Source organism: Streptomyces sp. NBC_00557 (genome assembly GCF_036345995.1).
Taxonomy (GTDB): domain Bacteria; phylum Actinomycetota; class Actinomycetes; order Streptomycetales; family Streptomycetaceae; genus Streptomyces.
In genome coordinates this window covers 8,144,277-8,159,952 of record NZ_CP107796.1, presented here as the reverse complement: position 1 = coordinate 8,159,952, position 15,676 = coordinate 8,144,277, and the positions used below count along the sequence as shown (strand labels likewise).

Annotated in this window: 15 protein-coding genes and 3 pseudogenes; 8 read left to right on the top strand and 10 right to left on the bottom strand. The window is 69.7% G+C overall.

Annotation, left to right across the window (positions count from 1 at the left end; all coding sequences use genetic code 11):
• Positions 1 to 75: 75 nt before the first annotated feature.
• From OG956_RS36340 to OG956_RS36325, 5 genes are all read right to left on the bottom strand, one after another.
• Positions 76 to 1,182 carry an alpha/beta hydrolase family protein gene (locus tag OG956_RS36340; RefSeq protein WP_330342280.1) on the bottom strand — a complete coding sequence of 369 codons (1,107 nt, stop codon included), beginning with the start codon at positions 1,180 to 1,182 and terminating at the stop codon, positions 76 to 78.
• A 748-nt stretch (positions 1,183 to 1,930) separates the two neighbouring features.
• On the bottom strand, positions 1,931 to 2,263 hold the full coding sequence (locus OG956_RS36335; protein WP_330342279.1) for a hypothetical protein: 333 nt from the start codon (positions 2,261 to 2,263) through the stop codon (positions 1,931 to 1,933).
• Between the two features lie 121 nt (positions 2,264 to 2,384).
• Entirely contained in the window at positions 2,385 to 2,807 is a 423-nt protein-coding gene (locus tag OG956_RS36330) for an ATP-binding protein (protein WP_330342278.1), read from the bottom strand.
• Positions 2,808 to 2,902: 95 nt separating this feature from the next.
• On the bottom strand, positions 2,903 to 3,598 hold the full coding sequence (locus tag OG956_RS40330; protein WP_443065703.1) for a TspO/MBR family protein: 696 nt from the start codon (positions 3,596 to 3,598) through the stop codon (positions 2,903 to 2,905).
• The gene (locus OG956_RS36325) at positions 3,534 to 4,256 is read right to left on the bottom strand and encodes a TetR/AcrR family transcriptional regulator (RefSeq protein ID WP_330342277.1); all 723 of its coding nucleotides are present in this window, start codon (positions 4,254 to 4,256) and stop codon (positions 3,534 to 3,536) included. Before OG956_RS36325 ends, OG956_RS40330 begins: the two co-directional genes overlap by 65 nt.
• A gap of 89 nt (positions 4,257 to 4,345) precedes the next feature.
• Between OG956_RS36325 and OG956_RS36320 the strand changes: the two genes are divergently transcribed.
• Positions 4,346 to 5,206 carry an SDR family oxidoreductase gene (locus OG956_RS36320; RefSeq protein ID WP_330342276.1) on the top strand — a complete coding sequence of 287 codons (861 nt, stop codon included), beginning with the start codon at positions 4,346 to 4,348 and terminating at the stop codon, positions 5,204 to 5,206.
• 269 nt (positions 5,207 to 5,475) lie between these two features.
• Here OG956_RS36320 and OG956_RS36315 read toward each other — a convergent pair whose 3' ends face one another.
• A complete protein-coding gene (locus OG956_RS36315) occupies positions 5,476 to 5,874 on the bottom strand; it encodes a gas vesicle structural protein GvpA (protein WP_330342275.1) in 399 nt (132 codons plus the stop codon).
• A gap of 168 nt (positions 5,875 to 6,042) precedes the next feature.
• Between OG956_RS36315 and OG956_RS36310 the strand changes: the two are divergent.
• Both OG956_RS36310 and OG956_RS36305 read left to right on the top strand, forming a co-directional pair.
• Positions 6,043 to 6,156, top strand: a pseudogene (locus OG956_RS36310) (IS5/IS1182 family transposase); the annotation flags it as partial.
• 1 nt (position 6,157) lies between these two features.
• Positions 6,158 to 6,771: pseudogene (locus tag OG956_RS36305) on the top strand (SDR family NAD(P)-dependent oxidoreductase); the annotation flags it as partial.
• 486 nt (positions 6,772 to 7,257) lie between these two features.
• Here the strand turns inward: OG956_RS36305 and OG956_RS36300 are convergent.
• Both OG956_RS36300 and OG956_RS36295 read right to left on the bottom strand, forming a co-directional pair.
• Positions 7,258 to 8,535, bottom strand: coding sequence for a glycoside hydrolase family 3 N-terminal domain-containing protein (locus OG956_RS36300; protein WP_330342274.1), 1,278 nt, complete (start codon positions 8,533 to 8,535; stop codon positions 7,258 to 7,260).
• A 144-nt stretch (positions 8,536 to 8,679) separates the two neighbouring features.
• Positions 8,680 to 9,096 carry an ester cyclase gene (locus tag OG956_RS36295; RefSeq protein WP_330342273.1) on the bottom strand — a complete coding sequence of 139 codons (417 nt, stop codon included), beginning with the start codon at positions 9,094 to 9,096 and terminating at the stop codon, positions 8,680 to 8,682.
• A gap of 392 nt (positions 9,097 to 9,488) precedes the next feature.
• On the opposite strand from OG956_RS36295, the gene OG956_RS36290 reads away from it, so the two are divergent.
• The 4 genes from OG956_RS36290 (at position 9,489) to OG956_RS36270 (ending at position 13,149) form a co-directional block, all read left to right on the top strand.
• On the top strand, positions 9,489 to 9,629 hold the full coding sequence (locus OG956_RS36290; protein WP_330342272.1) for a hypothetical protein: 141 nt from the start codon (positions 9,489 to 9,491) through the stop codon (positions 9,627 to 9,629).
• 1,010 nt (positions 9,630 to 10,639) lie between these two features.
• Positions 10,640 to 10,891 (top strand): LapA family protein, encoded by a 252-nt coding sequence (locus OG956_RS36280; protein WP_330343039.1) that lies wholly within the window; start codon positions 10,640 to 10,642, stop codon positions 10,889 to 10,891.
• A 208-nt stretch (positions 10,892 to 11,099) separates the two neighbouring features.
• Positions 11,100 to 11,573, top strand: coding sequence for an SRPBCC family protein (locus tag OG956_RS36275; RefSeq protein WP_330342271.1), 474 nt, complete (start codon positions 11,100 to 11,102; stop codon positions 11,571 to 11,573).
• 931 nt (positions 11,574 to 12,504) lie between these two features.
• A complete protein-coding gene (locus OG956_RS36270; RefSeq protein ID WP_330342270.1) occupies positions 12,505 to 13,149 on the top strand; it encodes a hypothetical protein in 645 nt (214 codons plus the stop codon).
• Here the strand turns inward: OG956_RS36270 and OG956_RS36265 are convergent.
• Positions 13,143 to 13,394, bottom strand: coding sequence for a hypothetical protein (locus tag OG956_RS36265; RefSeq protein ID WP_330343063.1), 252 nt, complete (start codon positions 13,392 to 13,394; stop codon positions 13,143 to 13,145). The genes OG956_RS36270 and OG956_RS36265 overlap by 7 nt on opposite strands.
• Here OG956_RS36265 and OG956_RS36260 point away from each other — a divergent pair.
• Positions 13,384 to 13,622: pseudogene (locus OG956_RS36260) on the top strand (long-chain fatty acid--CoA ligase); the annotation flags it as partial. The gene OG956_RS36265 and the pseudogene OG956_RS36260 overlap by 11 nt on opposite strands.
• Positions 13,623 to 13,645: 23 nt before the next feature.
• On the opposite strand, the gene OG956_RS36255 reads toward OG956_RS36260, so the two are convergent.
• Positions 13,646 to 15,676, bottom strand: a complete 2,031-nt coding sequence (locus tag OG956_RS36255) for a PQQ-dependent sugar dehydrogenase (protein WP_330342269.1) — start codon at positions 15,674 to 15,676, stop codon at positions 13,646 to 13,648.

Here is a 15,676-nt window from a genome sequence, read left to right as displayed (position 1 = left end):
GATCGCACTCCCTGTCAAGACGGATGGCCTGGGTTGACGCGGACGTCAACCCGGCGAACCATCCCGGTCGCGGCACTAGCCGGCGATGTAATCGATCTCGGGGTAGCGCGGCGAAGCACCCCACAGCAGATGCCCGGTGTCCGGGCGGCCGCGCAGGTGGAGGTCGAAGAAGGCTCGCATGGTCGCCCGTACGGCAGCCACCGCGCGATCGGCGGGAATCGCTCCGATCTGCAGCGTCTTACGCACCGCCTCGGGCAGTTGCGGGGCGATGGCCACAATGTCGGTGAAGCAGTTGTGGTCGGCGTCCGCGAGGCGCAGGCAGCGGTGCCAGTCGCTCAGGTGCGCCCAGAACGGTGGCCAGGACCCGTCCTCGTTCAGCCCGTCGTGGACCGCTGTGTCCATCAGCAGGAACGGCCGGGCGAGGCCGTCCTCGACCACCGGCCCGTACAGCGCGCCGTCCAGATCGACGCCGGCCCGCACCCGCTGGTCCAGATGCATCATCGCCGCCGACGCGGCGCCGCCCCGCGAGTGCCCGAAGGCGCCCACCCGTGTGAGGTCGAGCGTCCCGCGCAGCCCGCGCGGGAGTGGACGCCCCTCGGCGTCGGGGTTGCCGCCCTGCTCGAGCACGGTCAGCTGGTCGAGGACGAATCGCAGATCGGCGGCGCGCACGGCGACCGCTGCCGTGCGGGCCTCGTCGCTCGCGTCGTCGGGGCGGTTGACGACCACGCGGCCGTCCGGGAACTCCACCTCGCCAGAGTCGTAGGGATGGTCGACCGCGACCACCACATAGCCCCAGGACGCCAGTTCCTCGATGACCAGTGTGTTGAACGTGCGGTCCGAGGCGTATCCCGGAGAGTGGAGCAGTACCGGCCGGCGACCCGGCCGCACCGGCGCTCGGTCCGCGCTGTGGGTCTCCGGAAGCGCGTAACCGTCCACCGCTCCCCCGAAGCGGGCTTTCAGGGCCCGCTCGGCACCCGCCGGCAGCCAGGGCAGCACCGCACGGTCACGTACGTCGGCGGCCGGGTACGTCACGGTCACCATCACCTCGCGAGGCTGCCCCGACCAGGGGTCGGTCCGCGACGGGTCGACCAGATGCAGCTCTACGCCGCCCACCGGGGCGGGACCGGACGGCCCGGCCAGCCGGATGGGGATGAGACCGGCCGCCACCGCGGACGTGGGCACCGACAGGGGAACGGCGGCTGCGGCGGCTGCGAGGCCTCCGACTATGAAAGAACGGCGATCCGGGCGTACGGGAGGCACTGCGCTCCTTCCGTGGCCGTACCCGACGCACACCAACAAAATGGTAAAGGAAGCGTCATCGCCCGGCCTGCTCATCGTCAAGTCCCTTGAAGCCTAGATCACTTGGTGCCGAAATCCGGATCACCTATCGCTTCTCACCGTTCACTTACCAGGGAACGCCCACGCCGCCGTCTCCATCAGCGCCGTGCTCTTCGTCTGGCTCCCGGCGCCCTTCGGCAGCACCGCCACCAGACCGCCGGTGCCACCGTTGTCCCCGCGGGCAGTTCAGAACCAGCGAAGACGCAGGCGCAGGCGCAGGCAGCGAACTACGCCACTGACCGGGCCTGTTGCGCAACGGTGACAAGGCCGACGGCAGGCTGCGCGGTGGCAGGCGCGACGAAGGCTCTGGTCCGCCCTCTTCATCGCCAGACGGACTGAGCACACGCGCGGTACTGGCCTTGGCCAGCGGGGACAGCTGCTCGGGCCGCTGCCCAGTCCATCCGACCGTCTCTTTCAGCGAAGGGAAACGGACGTCCAGCCCTCGTCACCGCTCGTACGGGCCGCTGTCGTCGCCGGCGTCGGCATCTCCGCGATCGTCCTGGCCGGCCCCTCGGCCTGGGCGAAGGCCGACATCTGCTGCGCGGCGGGCCCCGCGCACCGTAGACGTAGGCAAGCCGATCCGCCTCACCGGTCATGGCGAGGACGACAACTCCACCTGCACCAGGTTCTGCGTACAGGAGCGCTCCGTCCACGGGGGCTCGCGTTCGCTGACGTGCTCGCGCGGCGACTGCAACGGCGGAGGACGCCTCACCATGTGGAGGCAGGCCCGGCACGGGGGCTTCGTCCGCACGAGCACCGTCATGGCCAGGACAGGCGACACTACCGTCTCCTCGGCGCCACGGACCGCGACGGCGCCGTATCCGCCGGGCTCGTAGCCGTCGGGCAGCCACGCTGGAGCCGGCACCTCACCGGCCGCCACCTGGCGGAAACTCTGCTTGGCCGCCGGTGTCGGTCGGCTGGTCATCCTGCACTTGCTTTCCGGGCGTGGGCACAGAGGCGCCAAGGGCCGGCCCGGGGCGGCCCGTGACTGCGGTGCCGGGCGAGAAGGCCGGGTCCCCGGCCAGGGGGTGCTTCGCCGGAGCGGCTCAGGACGGCCGGGCGGGCTTGGGCGGTCGGAAACAGGCGGTGACGTCTTTGCCGTGGGGGCAACGGCGGGCCTGCCAGCGATCGGCAAGGGCATCGACCAGGAACAGCCCGCGCCCGCCCACGGCGCTGTCACTCGCCCCGCGCCGTTCAGGCAGCCGGCTGGAGGGGTCATGCACAGTGACGTGCAGGCATTCCTCGTCCCAGGTGAGGATGAGCTGCGCGGTGCTGCCGGCATGAAGATGGGCGTTGGTGACCAGCTCGGACACGGCCAGCACCACGGAGTCCACCAGATCCGGTGCCCTCCGCTCCCAGCCGAGATCGGCCAGATGCGCGCGGGTCCAGTCCCGGGCGGCCTTCACACCGCTGCTCAAAGGCAGCGATCGCGCCCATCCGACTGCCCTCAGTGATGGATCCTGCGCCACGTCTCTCCTCCAGCCCGAGCACCTGCTCATCCCGTCTGCCCAGCAAACGGCAACGCGAACATGTACCGGCGCGAGGCCTGCCGGTGAGCTTTCGCTCAGGCCCTGCCGCACCTCGACACCGTCATGGCCCCATGGTGGTGCCGGGCGAGGGCCGCGCTCAGTGCCGTGGCGAATAGGCACCATGCGTGCAGGGCAGCAGGATCTTGGCTGCCCTGCAGTCGGTTCGCGCGGTTCGACGCATCAGCTCCCCCATCGCCCAGGCCGAGCAGTAGTGTGCTGACAAGACCGGCCCTGGGACTGCGCAGGCGGAAAAACAGCCGGCTCCGTCCGGCATTCAAGGTGAGGTGGGCTGCCAGGCTCGCGGCCAGGTGCACTCGCTCGCGCCGCTCGCAGGAGCCGCCCAGCGCTCGGCCGCCGGCGTAGGCGATCGTGGCGTACAACGGTGTCCAGGCGGCACCCGAACGCCCAGGCAGTGGCTGCCGGACGGGCTTGCACAGGGATCTGTACCAGACACTGCCGGCATCGACAGCCCGCCCTGCGACCGCGGCCGCGACGGTGACGGCCGCCCCGGTGACAGTAACGGTGCCAGCCGGCCGAGACCGCGCCTCTGGCCGCCATGCTCGCTGATCAGTCTCAGTTGTTCGTCGCTGACGACGAAGTCGCTGTCGCTGGCCGTGGTCCTCGTCGCCCGCGGCCCTCGGCCTGTCCGGGGCGGCTGAGGACGGATCACGCCTGCGGCGTGTCCGCCGCCAGGCGGGCGAGCCATTCGCGCAGCAGGCACTGCTCGGCAGCGCTGAGGACCTCGACGTCGTCGCAGAGGGCGGCGTGCAGCGCGCGGGCCGCCGCGGCGGGGCCGGACTCCTCTCTGGGGACCAGCGGTTCGGCACGGGTGACGGCAGCGATCATGGACTCGCGAAGGACGGTCAGCAGCGCGGGATTGCGGCGTTCCGCGGGGGTGGAGTGCCAGGTGGTGACCGCGCCCTGGCCGGTCGCCTGGATGATCTGGGCGGCCAGTTCCTCGTCGACCCGCAGCCATCCCGCGGCCGCGAGCCGACGCACCCGGCCGCGGAGGATGTCCAGGCCCGCGCGGTGCGCCGCGTCCGACCCCGAGCCGGTGGCCCTGTTCATCAAGGCGAACAGTTCCGGGCGCGAGACGCCGAACTCCACCACCATGTCCCAGGCGCGGCGCAGTTCTTCCACCGGGTCCTTGGGGGCCGGGTCGAGCTGCGCGCGCTTGGTCTGCAGGAACTGCGCATAGCCGTGTTCGGCGACCGCCTCCAGCAGCCCGTCCTTGTCGCCGAAGTAGCGGTAGATGGCCGGCGGCTGCATCCCGGCCGCGGCGGCGACCGCGCGGGTGCTCACCGCGTCGGGACCACCGCTCTCCAGCAGTTCGACGGCCGCCTCGACGATGCGCCGACGGGGGTCTTCGGTGGTGTGACGGACAGGCATGTATCGATGATATCGCAGGCTTGCTTCCAACGTTAGTTTCAGTGTTATCGTCAAAGTGATTCCATTGGAAACATCAATTGGAGAGCCCTGTGATCATCGTGACCGGAGCCACCGGAAACCTCGGCCGCCGCATCGTGGAGCGCCTCCTGGAGCGCCTTCCCGCAAACCACGTCGGCGTCAGCGTCCGCGACCCCCGCAAGGCCCGGGACCTCGCCGACCGCGGCGTCCGCGTCCGGCGGGGCAGCTTCGACGACCCCGCCTCGCTCCTCCACGCCTTCGAAGGCGCCGAGCAGCTGCTGCTCGTCTCCCTCGACCGCACGGGCGAGGCGTGCGTCACCGGACACCGCGCCGCGATCGACGCCGCCGTCGAGGCCGGAGTCGGCCGCATCCTGTACACCAGCCAGATGGGTGCCGCCCACGACTCCCGCTTCCAGGCATGCCGCGACCACGCCCAGACCGAGGACCTCCTGCGCGCCACCGGTCTGCCCTGGACCGCGCTGCGCAACGGCTTCTACGCCGCCAGCGCCCTGCAGTTCCTGGAGCCCGCCCGCCACACCGGCGACATCGCCCTGCCCGCCGACGGCCCCGTCGCCTGGACCGGCCACGACGATCTCGCCGAGGCCACCGCAGCGATCCTCACCGACGAGGGCCGCTTCGAGGGGCCCACCCCGCCGCTCACCGGCCCGGCGGCGCTCGACTTCGACGCCATCGCCGAGACAGCGGCCCAGGCCACCGGGCGGCCCTTCACCCGCACCGTCGTCCCCGGCGACACCTTCCGCGAGCAGGCCCTGACGCACGGCACCCCCGCCCCGATCGCCGACCTGATGCTGAGCATCTTCGCGGCGGCACGAAACGGCGAGTTCACCGCCGTCGACCCGACCCTCGCCGAACTGACCGGTCGAGAGCCCGCCGCCTTCCGCACCCTGCTGGAGCGCGCCTGGGCCGAATAGCCCCGGTGGGGCGGCGCACCCGGCCGCCGGGCGCGCCGCCCCCGTGCCCGGCACATCCGCCGCTCGACCGGGTGCACGGCCAGACCGACGGGCACGCGGTCAGCCCATGCGGTCACAGCTCCAGGCTCTGTTCCGCCAGGACGACGCCAGCCGTGCGCCCGGCAGCACCGGGTGGCGAGCCAGCCGGGTGGCGCCGGGCCACATCTCGCGCTGTGATGGTCAGGGCGAGTGCGAGGCGCGGATGATTGTGTAGGCGTGACATCTCACCCTCACTCCCCCCTGCTGTGTGTGCCACGCTCGCCCTGCCGCTCACGGCCCTCCTCCCGTGCCTTCTGGAAGGCATCGGCGATCGTCTCCGCGGCGCCGGACAGGGCGCCCTTGGTCTTGCCGCGGGCGCCGGACTCCGTGAGCTGTCCCGTGAGCTCCGGGAGCCCGGCCGGCTTGCTCGGTCCCGCTTCCAGGTCGAGGCGGTTGCACGCCTCGGCGAAGCGGAGGTAGGTGTCAACGCTGGCGACCACAACGCGTATGTCGATCTTGAGTATCTCGATACCGACGAGGGAGACCCGGACGAACGCGTCGATCACCAGCCCGCGGTCGAGGATGAGTTCCAGAACGTCGTACAGGCCGCTGGTACCGCCCCCACCGCCCTGCTGTGTCGCTACGGTCATTGCGACCAGCCCCTTGCCCTCTGTCTCCGCATGGTCCCGTCGGCGCTGTCTTCTATGCGACGCAGGCTGTTCCCGAGGGCGAGTAGCCCCCACCGCCCGCACACAAACACATGTACGAACTAACTAGAGCAGGTCTCTTTAGTCACTACGCTCACCGGTTGATCGGGTATGCCTGTCCGGTTTTTGATCACTGATGCGACGTGGGACCGGATCAAGCCGCTGATGCCAGCCGATCCGGTCCGCGGACGGCGGTGGGCCGGCCACCGCCGCACGCTCGAGGCCAGCAGCGGGTGACCTGGCGACCGGGCAGGACACCGCCGAGGCCCTGAGGACCGTGCCCGCGGTCCACATCCTCGTCAACAACCTCGGCATCTTCGGCAGCGCCGCCCCGTTGGAGATCGAAGACGCCGAATGGCGCCGCTGCTCCGGGGTCAACGTCCTGTCCGCCGTCCGGCTCATCCGCGCCTACCTGCCCGTCATGAAGGAACGCGGCTGGTGGCGGGTCCTCAACCTCGCCAGCGACTCCGCCGTGGTCATCCCTGCCGAGGTGATGCACTACGGCATGAAGAAGACCTCGCTGCTCGCCGTCTCCCGCGGATTCGCCAAGAACACCGCGGCACCGGCGTCACCGTCAACTCCGTCATCGCCGGTCCCAGCCACACCAGTGGAGTCGAGGAGTTCGTCCGCGCACGCCTCGGCGGCAAACCGCCTTGAGACGAGACAAGGCGCAGCGCGCGTTCATGGTCAAGTACTGCCCCCAGTCCCTCATTCAGCGCCTCCTCGAGCCCGAGGAGATCGCCAACATGGTCGTCTACCTCCGCCTCGCCCCTCGCCTCCGCCACCACCGGCAGCGCCCTGCGCGTCGACGGCGGCTGCGTCGACTCCGTGCTCCCCTGAACCGCCGGCCATGGTGTCCCCGCCCACTACAACGACCAGGGCGGGGGCAGGGGCGTGGAGCGGGGGCAGGGCGGGATGCCGCCCGGCGGTGGACCCGGCTGGTTGGCCACCGCCCACGCGCAACTCCGTCTCGCTCGGCCGTCGGCCGCGGATTTCCGCCGCGCTGGGAGCAGGCGGGGAGCCCCGGCCGGCTCATGCCTGCCCGGTCTGCCTGTGGTTCGCAGCCTCCGCCCGAGCTTGTCCTGCCCGGCTCGTGCAGCGGCACCTCACCGGCCCGGCCCCGGCCGGCCGCATGGCCCGGTGAGCCGGAAGCCCGCCCCGCCACCCGCTATGACGGTGGCGGAACCGCTCAGGCGGCCCGAGAGCATCGCCGAACGCGACCAGGCCCGACCATGAGGAACAAGCCGTGAGGTGCCGGTTCGCAAGTGATCGGCCACGTCGCCCTCCTCGGAGAAGGGCTCGCAGTCGCCACTCGCACGCTGGCCCTCAGGAGCAGAGATTGACGTGCCGGACGGCCAGAACGTGCCCCGCCGCGTCGATCAGGCGGCTGCGGGAGAGATGTCCGCCGGCCACCGCATCCGTGATCGCCGTGGCGATCGAGGAGGTCTGGGAGCTGATGTTGCCCTTCAGATCGAACATGACCATGTCGGCGCCGGAGCGCAGGGCTTGGACGGCGGCCGTCGAGACGCTGAACCCGGCGGCCGAGATGGCCTTGGCGCTGAGCGAGTCCGTGAGCACAAGGCCCTTGAAGCCCAGCTTGCCGCGCAGTTCGGAGTTGATGACGGTAGGTGACAGGCTCGCCGGTTTGGTGGCCAGGCCCGGCACGGTGTTGTTGGCGACCATGATGGCCGGGGCACCGGCTTTGATGGCCGCGGTGAACGGCGGGACGGCTACCTTCTGCAGGGTAGACCAGGGCAAGGTGCGGGCGGGGCCGAAGTCGGAGTTGTAGCTGGAGCCGCCAAGGCCTGGAAAGTGCTTGACGACAGGTATCACGTGCCCGGCACGCAACCCGTTCAGGTACGCGACACCGTCCTTGGACACCACAGAGGTGCTGCCGCTGAAGGACCGCCATCCGTCGGGGTTCGTCTTGCTGGGGGCCACGTTCCGGCCGTCGACGTCGACCACTGGCGCGAGGTCCATGTTGACCTGGGCAGCCGCCATCTTGGTGGCGACCTTCGTGACGTTCTGCTGAATCTGGGCCGGGGTCCAGTGCGCGCCCATGTAGGAGGCCCAGGGCAGGGACCCGACGAGGTTCGACATCCGCTGGATTCCGCCGCCCTCCTCGTCGGTCATGACCAACAGGCCCAGGTGACCCGGCACATGGGATTTGAGTGTGTTCAGCCGTGAGCCGAGGTCGGACGGCGCCTTGCTGCCGAAGAGCAGCACACCACCCGCGCCGGCGCTCACCTCGGAGGTGACGTCGGACACCGAGGTTTCCGACACCGGGACCGCGATGGTCAGCATGGCCAGCCGGCGGTTCGACCACCCGGCCAGCTTCGTACTGTTGGTGCACGCGGTGGCGGCGGTGGTGAGGTCCGGAACGAAGGACGAGTGGGAGCGGGTGGGCGCAGTGGGCGGGACGGGCGTCAGACCGGGGCCACTCGTGGAGTGCGAGGTCGCCTTGGGGGTGCCCGCGCCACAGCCCGCCAGGAGCATCGCCGCGACGGCTGCGGCCGTGCTCAGCCTTGCTGCGTTCCTGGCCCGGCCGGAGACCCGCGTCGGTGCTGTCGCGCTTCTGGAGTCTCGGTACGAAGGGAGATTCATCGCCAGGTCTCCTTCGGGATGTCGCGACGGTACCCGTCGCGCTGAGGGCCGTAGAGCATGAGAGGGGCACTACGACGTGACATGCGCGCCGGCCCACATTTGTTCGCTTGTCTGTCCACGGTCGGGATACGCACGCCCGCCAGGTCACATCTCAGCGAGGCCGAGTCGGCGGAGCATGCCGCCTCCGTCGCTGCGGCCCCAGCGCTCGATGAGCTTGCCGTTGCTGTCAAAGCGGTTGGTTTGCACATCCCGGTAGCTGACCGTCTTGCCGGTCGGCGGCTGTCCCATCAGCTGTCCCCTATGTGTCCCGATGATGGTGCAGGCGAAGGCCAACTCGTCGCCGGCGGCCATGAGGTGATCCACCGCCACGTGCAGGTCGGGGAAGGCTGCTCGCAACGCGCCGAACAGGGCGTCGTACCTGTCGGGCCCTGGCATCTGTCCGGGACCTGGGTCGTGGTCGAACGAACCGCGCGCCACGATCTGCTCGAACGCGTCGAGACGGCCGTCGGACACGGCCTGGGCGAAGGCGGTCCGGGCGGCGATGTTCGTCTGCTGAGACATGGGCGCTCCTGGGGTACGTGTGCACCATCGGCCCGTCCGCCAGGCACGGATCCACGTATCCATGGCCTACGGCGACCGTACACCGACCTCCTGCCCCCGGCACTTCCATGCCTACCACCTGCGGAAACGGCGGCCTGACGTCGAGCGAAAGCTTCAGGCAAGGCCGATACTGGCACGTGCGAGCCTGAAGGACGCTTCTGCTGGTGGTTCTGGCAACGCATACGGGACACCAGCAGCGGATGTCCTCCTGGGCGGTGCCGGGACCGACCAGGCTTCTGCTGGCGGGTGATCTCACCATGTCCGGGGTCGACGCCACGATACTGACAGAGCCATGATCGCAGGCGCCTTGCTCGGCGCGCTCTCCCGAGAAGCTGCGGTGCCGTCGTACGCTCATGGCAGCCGCAGCCGCAGCCGGTGATCTGGTGACCGTGCCCTTCTTCGTGCTGTCCACCACCGTGCCCTGGCTGATGCTCTCCTCCTTCCTGATGCAGGTGTGCGTTCAGGGAACCGGGGGCGTCATCCCGCCCACCTGACGGCAATGAGCCCGGGCGTGACCTGCCAGCGTCAGGGTCGCCGGGTGGGCGACAGTGTTCGCGAGGACATCAGGGTGGCGATGGCCGAGGCCGCGCCGGACAGTGTGACGACCAGCCCTGGGGCCGCGACTTCGCCCAGCGCGCCTCCGGCTGTGGTGGCCAGGCCTTGTAGCGTCGGCGTTTCGGTGCGGCGAGATCGGATACCTGAACGGGCGCCGAGGCGGCCATCGCGTACGGCGGTTACTCCGCCGCCGCCCGCATGTGGTGTCGGCTCATGCGCGCCGCCATGGCGGAACTCCACAGCGACCACCGCGACTGTGAGCGCGCCGTGACGCGCCGGAGATGCGGCGTGCAGCGACTGGAGCGACTGGAGCGACTGGACCCGGAAATACCGCCGTGGCCGATCTCATCGTCTGCGAAAGCGAGTTCGTCGAGGACGGCGCCGCGCAGCCTGCGAGCTGCTCGTCACCCCACAACCGTGCCGGGCCGGGGAGTTGCCGCCGCGCGCTGACAAGCGGCCGGCGTGGCCGACGCCGGCTTCCGGCTGACGGGGGACTGCAGGGATCGAACGGCGATGTGTCCAGGCCTGGCAACGGAAAGTCGCCGGGTCCCGGTGATCTGCAACGGCCGTGGCCACCAGGGTGCGAAGACGGCGGCGCCGCGGGCGGATACCTCCGCCTGCACTCGGCCGTCGGCGAGTTCTCGCTCCTGGCCGCTGCCGAGCCCCTCCCCGACAAGACCGCCCTGGCGTTCCACCGCCGCGCCCGCGCCGACTTCGCCGCCACGGCATCCACGGGCACCGGATCGTCGGCACCGACAACCACGCCAACTGCCACGTCCGCGATCTTCACCCGCTCGCTGGCCCCCGGGCCTCCCGTCCGGCCAGGGAGGCTCCGCCGGCCGCACCGGGCCGGGACACGAACAGCAAGAGGACCGCCGCCGATCACTTCCCGTCGGTCGATCGCGAACGTCACCGAGCGCGGTACGGCATCCCGAAGCACGATGACTTCATGGCCGACAAACACGCTTCCTCTCCGCATCCGCGGAAGGGCTTCCCCGTCACAGCGCGCACAGTGACCGCGGCCCTGCTCGCGGTGATCGCTGTCTGGTTCATCGCCGTCAACACCGCCAAGGTGCACATTCGCCTGTGGGTCTCCACCGTCGTGGCACCCCTGTGGCTCGTCCTGGCGATCGCCCTGATCCTCGGCGCGGTCATCGGCTGGCTGGTGAACCGACGCCAGTACAAGCAGCTGCGGCGCTGAAGTGGTTTTCCGATCTGCAGCGCCTGACGATGTGACCCGCATCCTTCCACTTCCGTCTGACCTGCCCGGTCGCCCCGCCCGCGCCGGGGCCCTCGCCGACGCAAGTCCGGCAGGCTCCACGCTGACAAGGTGAGGAGCCCGGGTGGGTGGGTGGTGACACACCGGGTACTCGCTACGTGCACTGGATCCCATACACGGAGGCACACTGATGAGCATGATCAAGACAGCGGTGGAAGTCGACGTGCCTGTTCACACCGCCTACAACCAGTGGACCCAGTTCGAGAAATTCCCGGACTTCATGGAAGGCGTCGAGGAAGTCAGGCAGCTGGATGACCGCCACAACCACTGGACCACCAAGATCGGTGGGGTCCGGCGAGAGTTCGACACCGAAATCGTCGACCAGATGCCCGACGACCGCATCACGTGGCGTACCACCAGCGGCGACACGAGTCAGAAGGGCACAGTCCGCTTCGAGCGCATCGACGACATGCACACCCGGGTGGAACTCGCCATGGAGGTCGAGCCCAGCGGAGCAGCGGAGAAGGCCGCCGACATACTCGGAACGCTGGACCGGCGCGTCCACGGAGACATGAAGCGTTTCAAGCAGTACATCGAGAAGCGCGGCGGAGAGTCCGGATCATGGCGCGGACGGATCACGCCAGGGAACAGCGACACCGTCTGATGGTCCAGGATTCACCGGTCCCCGCAGGTCGTTCACTCCGTGATACAGGGGGACTCCGGTGAGTGAACAATGGCGTGTTGAGGGCCCGGTGACCGGAGGTCGCCGGGCCCTGGTGGTCTCTGAGGGTCAGGGTGCTGTCCCCTGAGCCAGGCCCGCGTGGAAGGCTTGGGACCCCGGGTCCGTGGCGAGGTGGTTGTCGTGTGAGCGAGGGGGCTGGCAGCTTCGCCGTGGAGAGCAGATGGTCGGAGGGTGGTCATCGAGGAGGGCGATTCCCCCTGACCGTCTGGGCGGTTCGTGCCGGCGGCTAGACCCAGGCCGTTGACGCACCGGCACCCCTCGCCCCCGACCCGGCACCCCATCGAGGGCCACCCCGCGAGGACGGGTCCGCTCACTCGTTCCACCGGTCTCCGCCTTCCCGGCAGGCCTTCACAACTCGACGGCCAGGCGTCCGGGTGGGTGGCATCGATCAGCACCTGGTGCTCTCCAGGCGGTCGTCGGGTTGCTTGAGCCGGACGATGTTGCGGCGGGCGACCGCAGGGTCGGCGCACAGGCGCCGGCGGGACGTCCCAGCGCAGCCCCGCGTAACCAGCGACGAACTCCGTCCCGTGGAACACAGCATCCCCGACACCGGCCGCCCACCGGAGCCCACCGTCCCCGCGCACCGACCATGTCGCCGCCCGGTGTAGTGCGTGTATCCAGCCCCACGCTGTCCCCTCCCCCATGCCACCGGCACGGCACCACTCGGACTCTGCCAACTCCCAGGCTCACGTGCCGACTTCATCCTGCCCGTCCGCACCCGCCGACACGCGCACCACGCCGAGGCGGGGCGTCGGGGAACGACACGGGGACCGGCCGCAACGGCGGTGTCCTGGGACCCCGCCCGGTCACTTCTCCTCTCACACTTGTCAGTGGCGCCTCGTACGGTCCTCCCATGGGTATCACCTCGGCCTGGTGCATCAGCGCCCACGACGATGACTTCATCACCGCTTTGGCCCCTCGGCTGCTCCCACTGATCGCTGCGGAGCGGGACGAGCCGTTCGCTCGAGAACGCTGGGAACGCTGGCGTCGGGAGCCTCTGCCGGACTTCCGAACCTGGCGGAACCCCTTCGGTCAGTTCCCCGGAAGAGAGGCGGACGCACTGGACTCCTTCCTGGACCTGACCGCTTCCGGGAAGCACGTGCAGAAGATGTACGACGGCCTGTCACCCGACGACGACTTCTCACTGCTCACCCACGTATGGGACCTGGTCACCGACGCGGAGGACATCTTCGTTTCGGTCCAGAGCAAGGAGTACGCGCTGAGATCTTTTCTCCACGCCATCGGCCCCGCCCGGGCCGCCCTCCTGCCTGGCTGGTGCGGCAACTTCCTCCTCACCTCCGCCGAGGTGCGCCAGACGCTTCCTGCTGTCGAGCGGGCACTGGGCTTCACGGCGGAAGAACGTGCGAAGGCCACGGACCAGGACTGGCTGGGCTACGGCGACGCAGAGGAGAGCGTCCTGGACGGTCCGCTGCGGATGTGGCGGCAGGCCGCGGCGGACGCACGCGGCCTGTGCGGGGTGTCCGTCACCATCTACTGAGGACGCGTCCAGCGGAGCGTCACCGGGCGGCCAGGCGCGGTGCAGGTCGCCGGGCCCTCGGTGAGCAGCGCCGGGTCGAACTGCGTGTACGGCTGCACGACCGCGTACCGGTCGGCATCGCACAGCCACCGTGGCACGACAGCCGGCAAGCCGCCCCGCAAGCAGCAGGTGCGGATCTGCTCCTGGTGGTCCCAGCGGGCCTCGCTGCTGCCGTATCCGGCGAACGCGGCCGGCTCCGGCGGCAAGCGCGTCTCCCCCGGGGTGCTGGAGGAGCGGGTGCGCGACCCGGACCTGCAGATTGAGGTGCGTCGGGCGGTGGAGGCCGCCAACACCCTGATCTCGCAGGCCGAGTCGATCCGCACGTTTCCGTATCCTGGCCCAGCTATTCGTCGAGGAACGCGGTGGGCTGACCCCGTCCCTGGAGCCGAAGGGCAAGGCCAATCGAGAACGCCCACGCCAACGACGTCGAGGCCCACGGGTCGGGCCTGACGGCCGATCAGCTGATGCTCACGCGGAAGATCTTGTCCGATCCGTCGGGCTGGTTGCCGTTGTTGTCGCAGTTGGTGGTCGACAGCCAGAGCTGATCGGCTCCGGGGACCTTGGTGACGGTCCGCAGTCGGCCGTAGGTGCCCACGTAGTAGGCGGTCGGCGTGCCCACGCTCTCGTTGTCGCCGTTGATCGGGATCCGCCACAGCCGTTCGCCACGCAGGGACGCCATGTAGACGACGTTGCGGACGATGGCGATACCGCTCGGGGAGGCCTCCGAGACGTTCCAGGTGGCCTTGGGGTTGGTCATCCCGGACACGCTGCACGTGCCCTCGCAGGTCGGCCAGCCGTAGTTGGCGCCCGGCTTGATCAGGTTCAGCTCGTCCTTGGAGCTGTTGCCGAACTCCGCTTCCCACAACCGGCCGTTGCGGTCGAAGGCGAGGCCCTGCGGGTTGCGGTGGCCGAGGCTGTAGACGTAGTTGCCGAACGGGTTGCCGGGGGCGGGCTTGCCGTCGGTCGTCATGCGCAGGAGCTTGCCGTTGAGGGAGTTCTTGTCCTGCGCCAGGTCGGGCGTCTGGGCCTCGCCGGTGGAGACGTAGAGGTAGCCGTCGGGACCGAAGAGGAGCCGTCCGCCGTTGTGGTAGCGGTTCTTCTTGATGCCCTGGAGCAGGATCTTGTAGTCGCTGAGCTTGGTGCCGTCATACGTCATGCGCACCACCCGGTTGCCCTCGGACGCGGTGTGCATGAAGTAGACGTAGTGGTTGGTGTCCCACTTGGGGTCGACGGCGACGCCGAGCAGTCCGCCCTCGCCGTTGGTGGTGACGGCGTTCGGGACGGTGCCGACCTGGGTCTTCGTGCCGTCCTTGGTGACCTTCCAGACCCGGAAGTCGTCCCGCTCGGTGACCAGCGCGCTCTTGCCGTCGGGCATCCAGTAGGTGCCCCAGGGGATGGTCCAGCCGGTGGAGAGCGTCGCGATCGAGGACGGCACTCCGCCGTCGGTCGCGCACGCCTTCGTGGTGAAGGAGACCGTGTTGCTGGCCTCGGAGACGTTGCCGGCCGCGTCCCGGGCGACGACGTTCAGGCTGTAGGGGCTGTTGCAGGCGAGCCCGGTGAGCGTGGTGGACGTGCCGCTGGTGACCGTGTCGTAGACAGTGGTGTCGCTGCGCACGTCGTAGGCGACCACCGCCTTGTCGTCACTCGAGGCGCCCCACTTCAGGTCGGCGCTGTTGGCGGTGACGTTGCTCGCGGACAGCGTGCCCGGCTTGCTCGGCGGGGTGGTGTCGGAGCTGGGCTTGGTGGTGCAGTCGACGACCGGGCTGGCGGGTGAGGTGTTGCCGGCCGCGTCGCGGGCGATCACCGTGAGGTTGTAGTCGGTGTTCGGTGTGAGCCCGGTCAGCGCCTTGGAGGTCGAACTCCCTGGCGCCTCGCTGATCTTGTTGCCGTGCTCGTAGATGTCGTACGCGCTCACGCCCACGTTGTCCGTGGACGCGCCCCAGGCCAGGGTGAGTCCGTTCTCACCGATGTCCGAGCAGCTGGGCTGTCCGGGACGGGTCGGGGCCTGGGTGTCGGCGGCCGCGTCGAGGCTGACGCGGTCGAGGTTGGGACCGCCGTTGGCCGTGGTGGCGGTGGCCCGGATCTTGTCGGTGCCCGCGGTCAGCGGGACGTTCACGGTCTTGGTGGCCCAGGTGTTCCAGTCGGCGGTGGCCGGGAAGGACACGCCGGAGGCGACGACCGTGCCGTTCACGGAGATGTCCATCGGCCGGTCGGTGGAGGTCCCGTTGGCGTACCGCAGGGTGAGGGCGGAGGTGCCGACGGAGGCCGCGCTCACCGTGAACTCCACGGAGGAGCCCTTGACGTTGGTGTAGTCGACGAAGCCGGTGCCGGTGTACCCGGTGTGGTTGGTGGCGACGGTGCCCTGCGAGATCAGGGCGTCCTCGGCCTGGTAGTCGGTGGCGGCCAGTGCGGTGCCCTGGCCGAGACCGGCGAGCGGCAGCGCCAGGGCCGCCGCGACGCCGTACGGCAGAACTCTTGCGATGTTCAC

Excerpts from the sequence above, each read along its gene's own strand:
- OG956_RS36325 (WP_330342277.1), bottom strand. The coding sequence starts at position 4,256 with ATGCCTGTCCGTCACACCACCGAAGACCCCCGTCGGCGCATCGTCGAG.
- OG956_RS36275 (WP_330342271.1), top strand. The coding sequence starts at position 11,100 with ATGAGCATGATCAAGACAGCGGTGGAAGTCGACGTGCCTGTTCACACC.
- OG956_RS36335 (WP_330342279.1), bottom strand. The coding sequence starts at position 2,263 with ATGACCAGCCGACCGACACCGGCGGCCAAGCAGAGTTTCCGCCAGGTG.
- OG956_RS36300 (WP_330342274.1), bottom strand. The coding sequence starts at position 8,535 with ATGAATCTCCCTTCGTACCGAGACTCCAGAAGCGCGACAGCACCGACG.
- OG956_RS36290 (WP_330342272.1), top strand. The coding sequence starts at position 9,489 with ATGGCAGCCGCAGCCGCAGCCGGTGATCTGGTGACCGTGCCCTTCTTC.
- OG956_RS36295 (WP_330342273.1), bottom strand. The coding sequence starts at position 9,096 with ATGTCTCAGCAGACGAACATCGCCGCCCGGACCGCCTTCGCCCAGGCC.
- OG956_RS36270 (WP_330342270.1), top strand. The coding sequence starts at position 12,505 with ATGGGTATCACCTCGGCCTGGTGCATCAGCGCCCACGACGATGACTTC.
- OG956_RS36315 (WP_330342275.1), bottom strand. The coding sequence starts at position 5,874 with ATGACCGTAGCGACACAGCAGGGCGGTGGGGGCGGTACCAGCGGCCTG.
- OG956_RS36280 (WP_330343039.1), top strand. The coding sequence starts at position 10,640 with ATGGCCGACAAACACGCTTCCTCTCCGCATCCGCGGAAGGGCTTCCCC.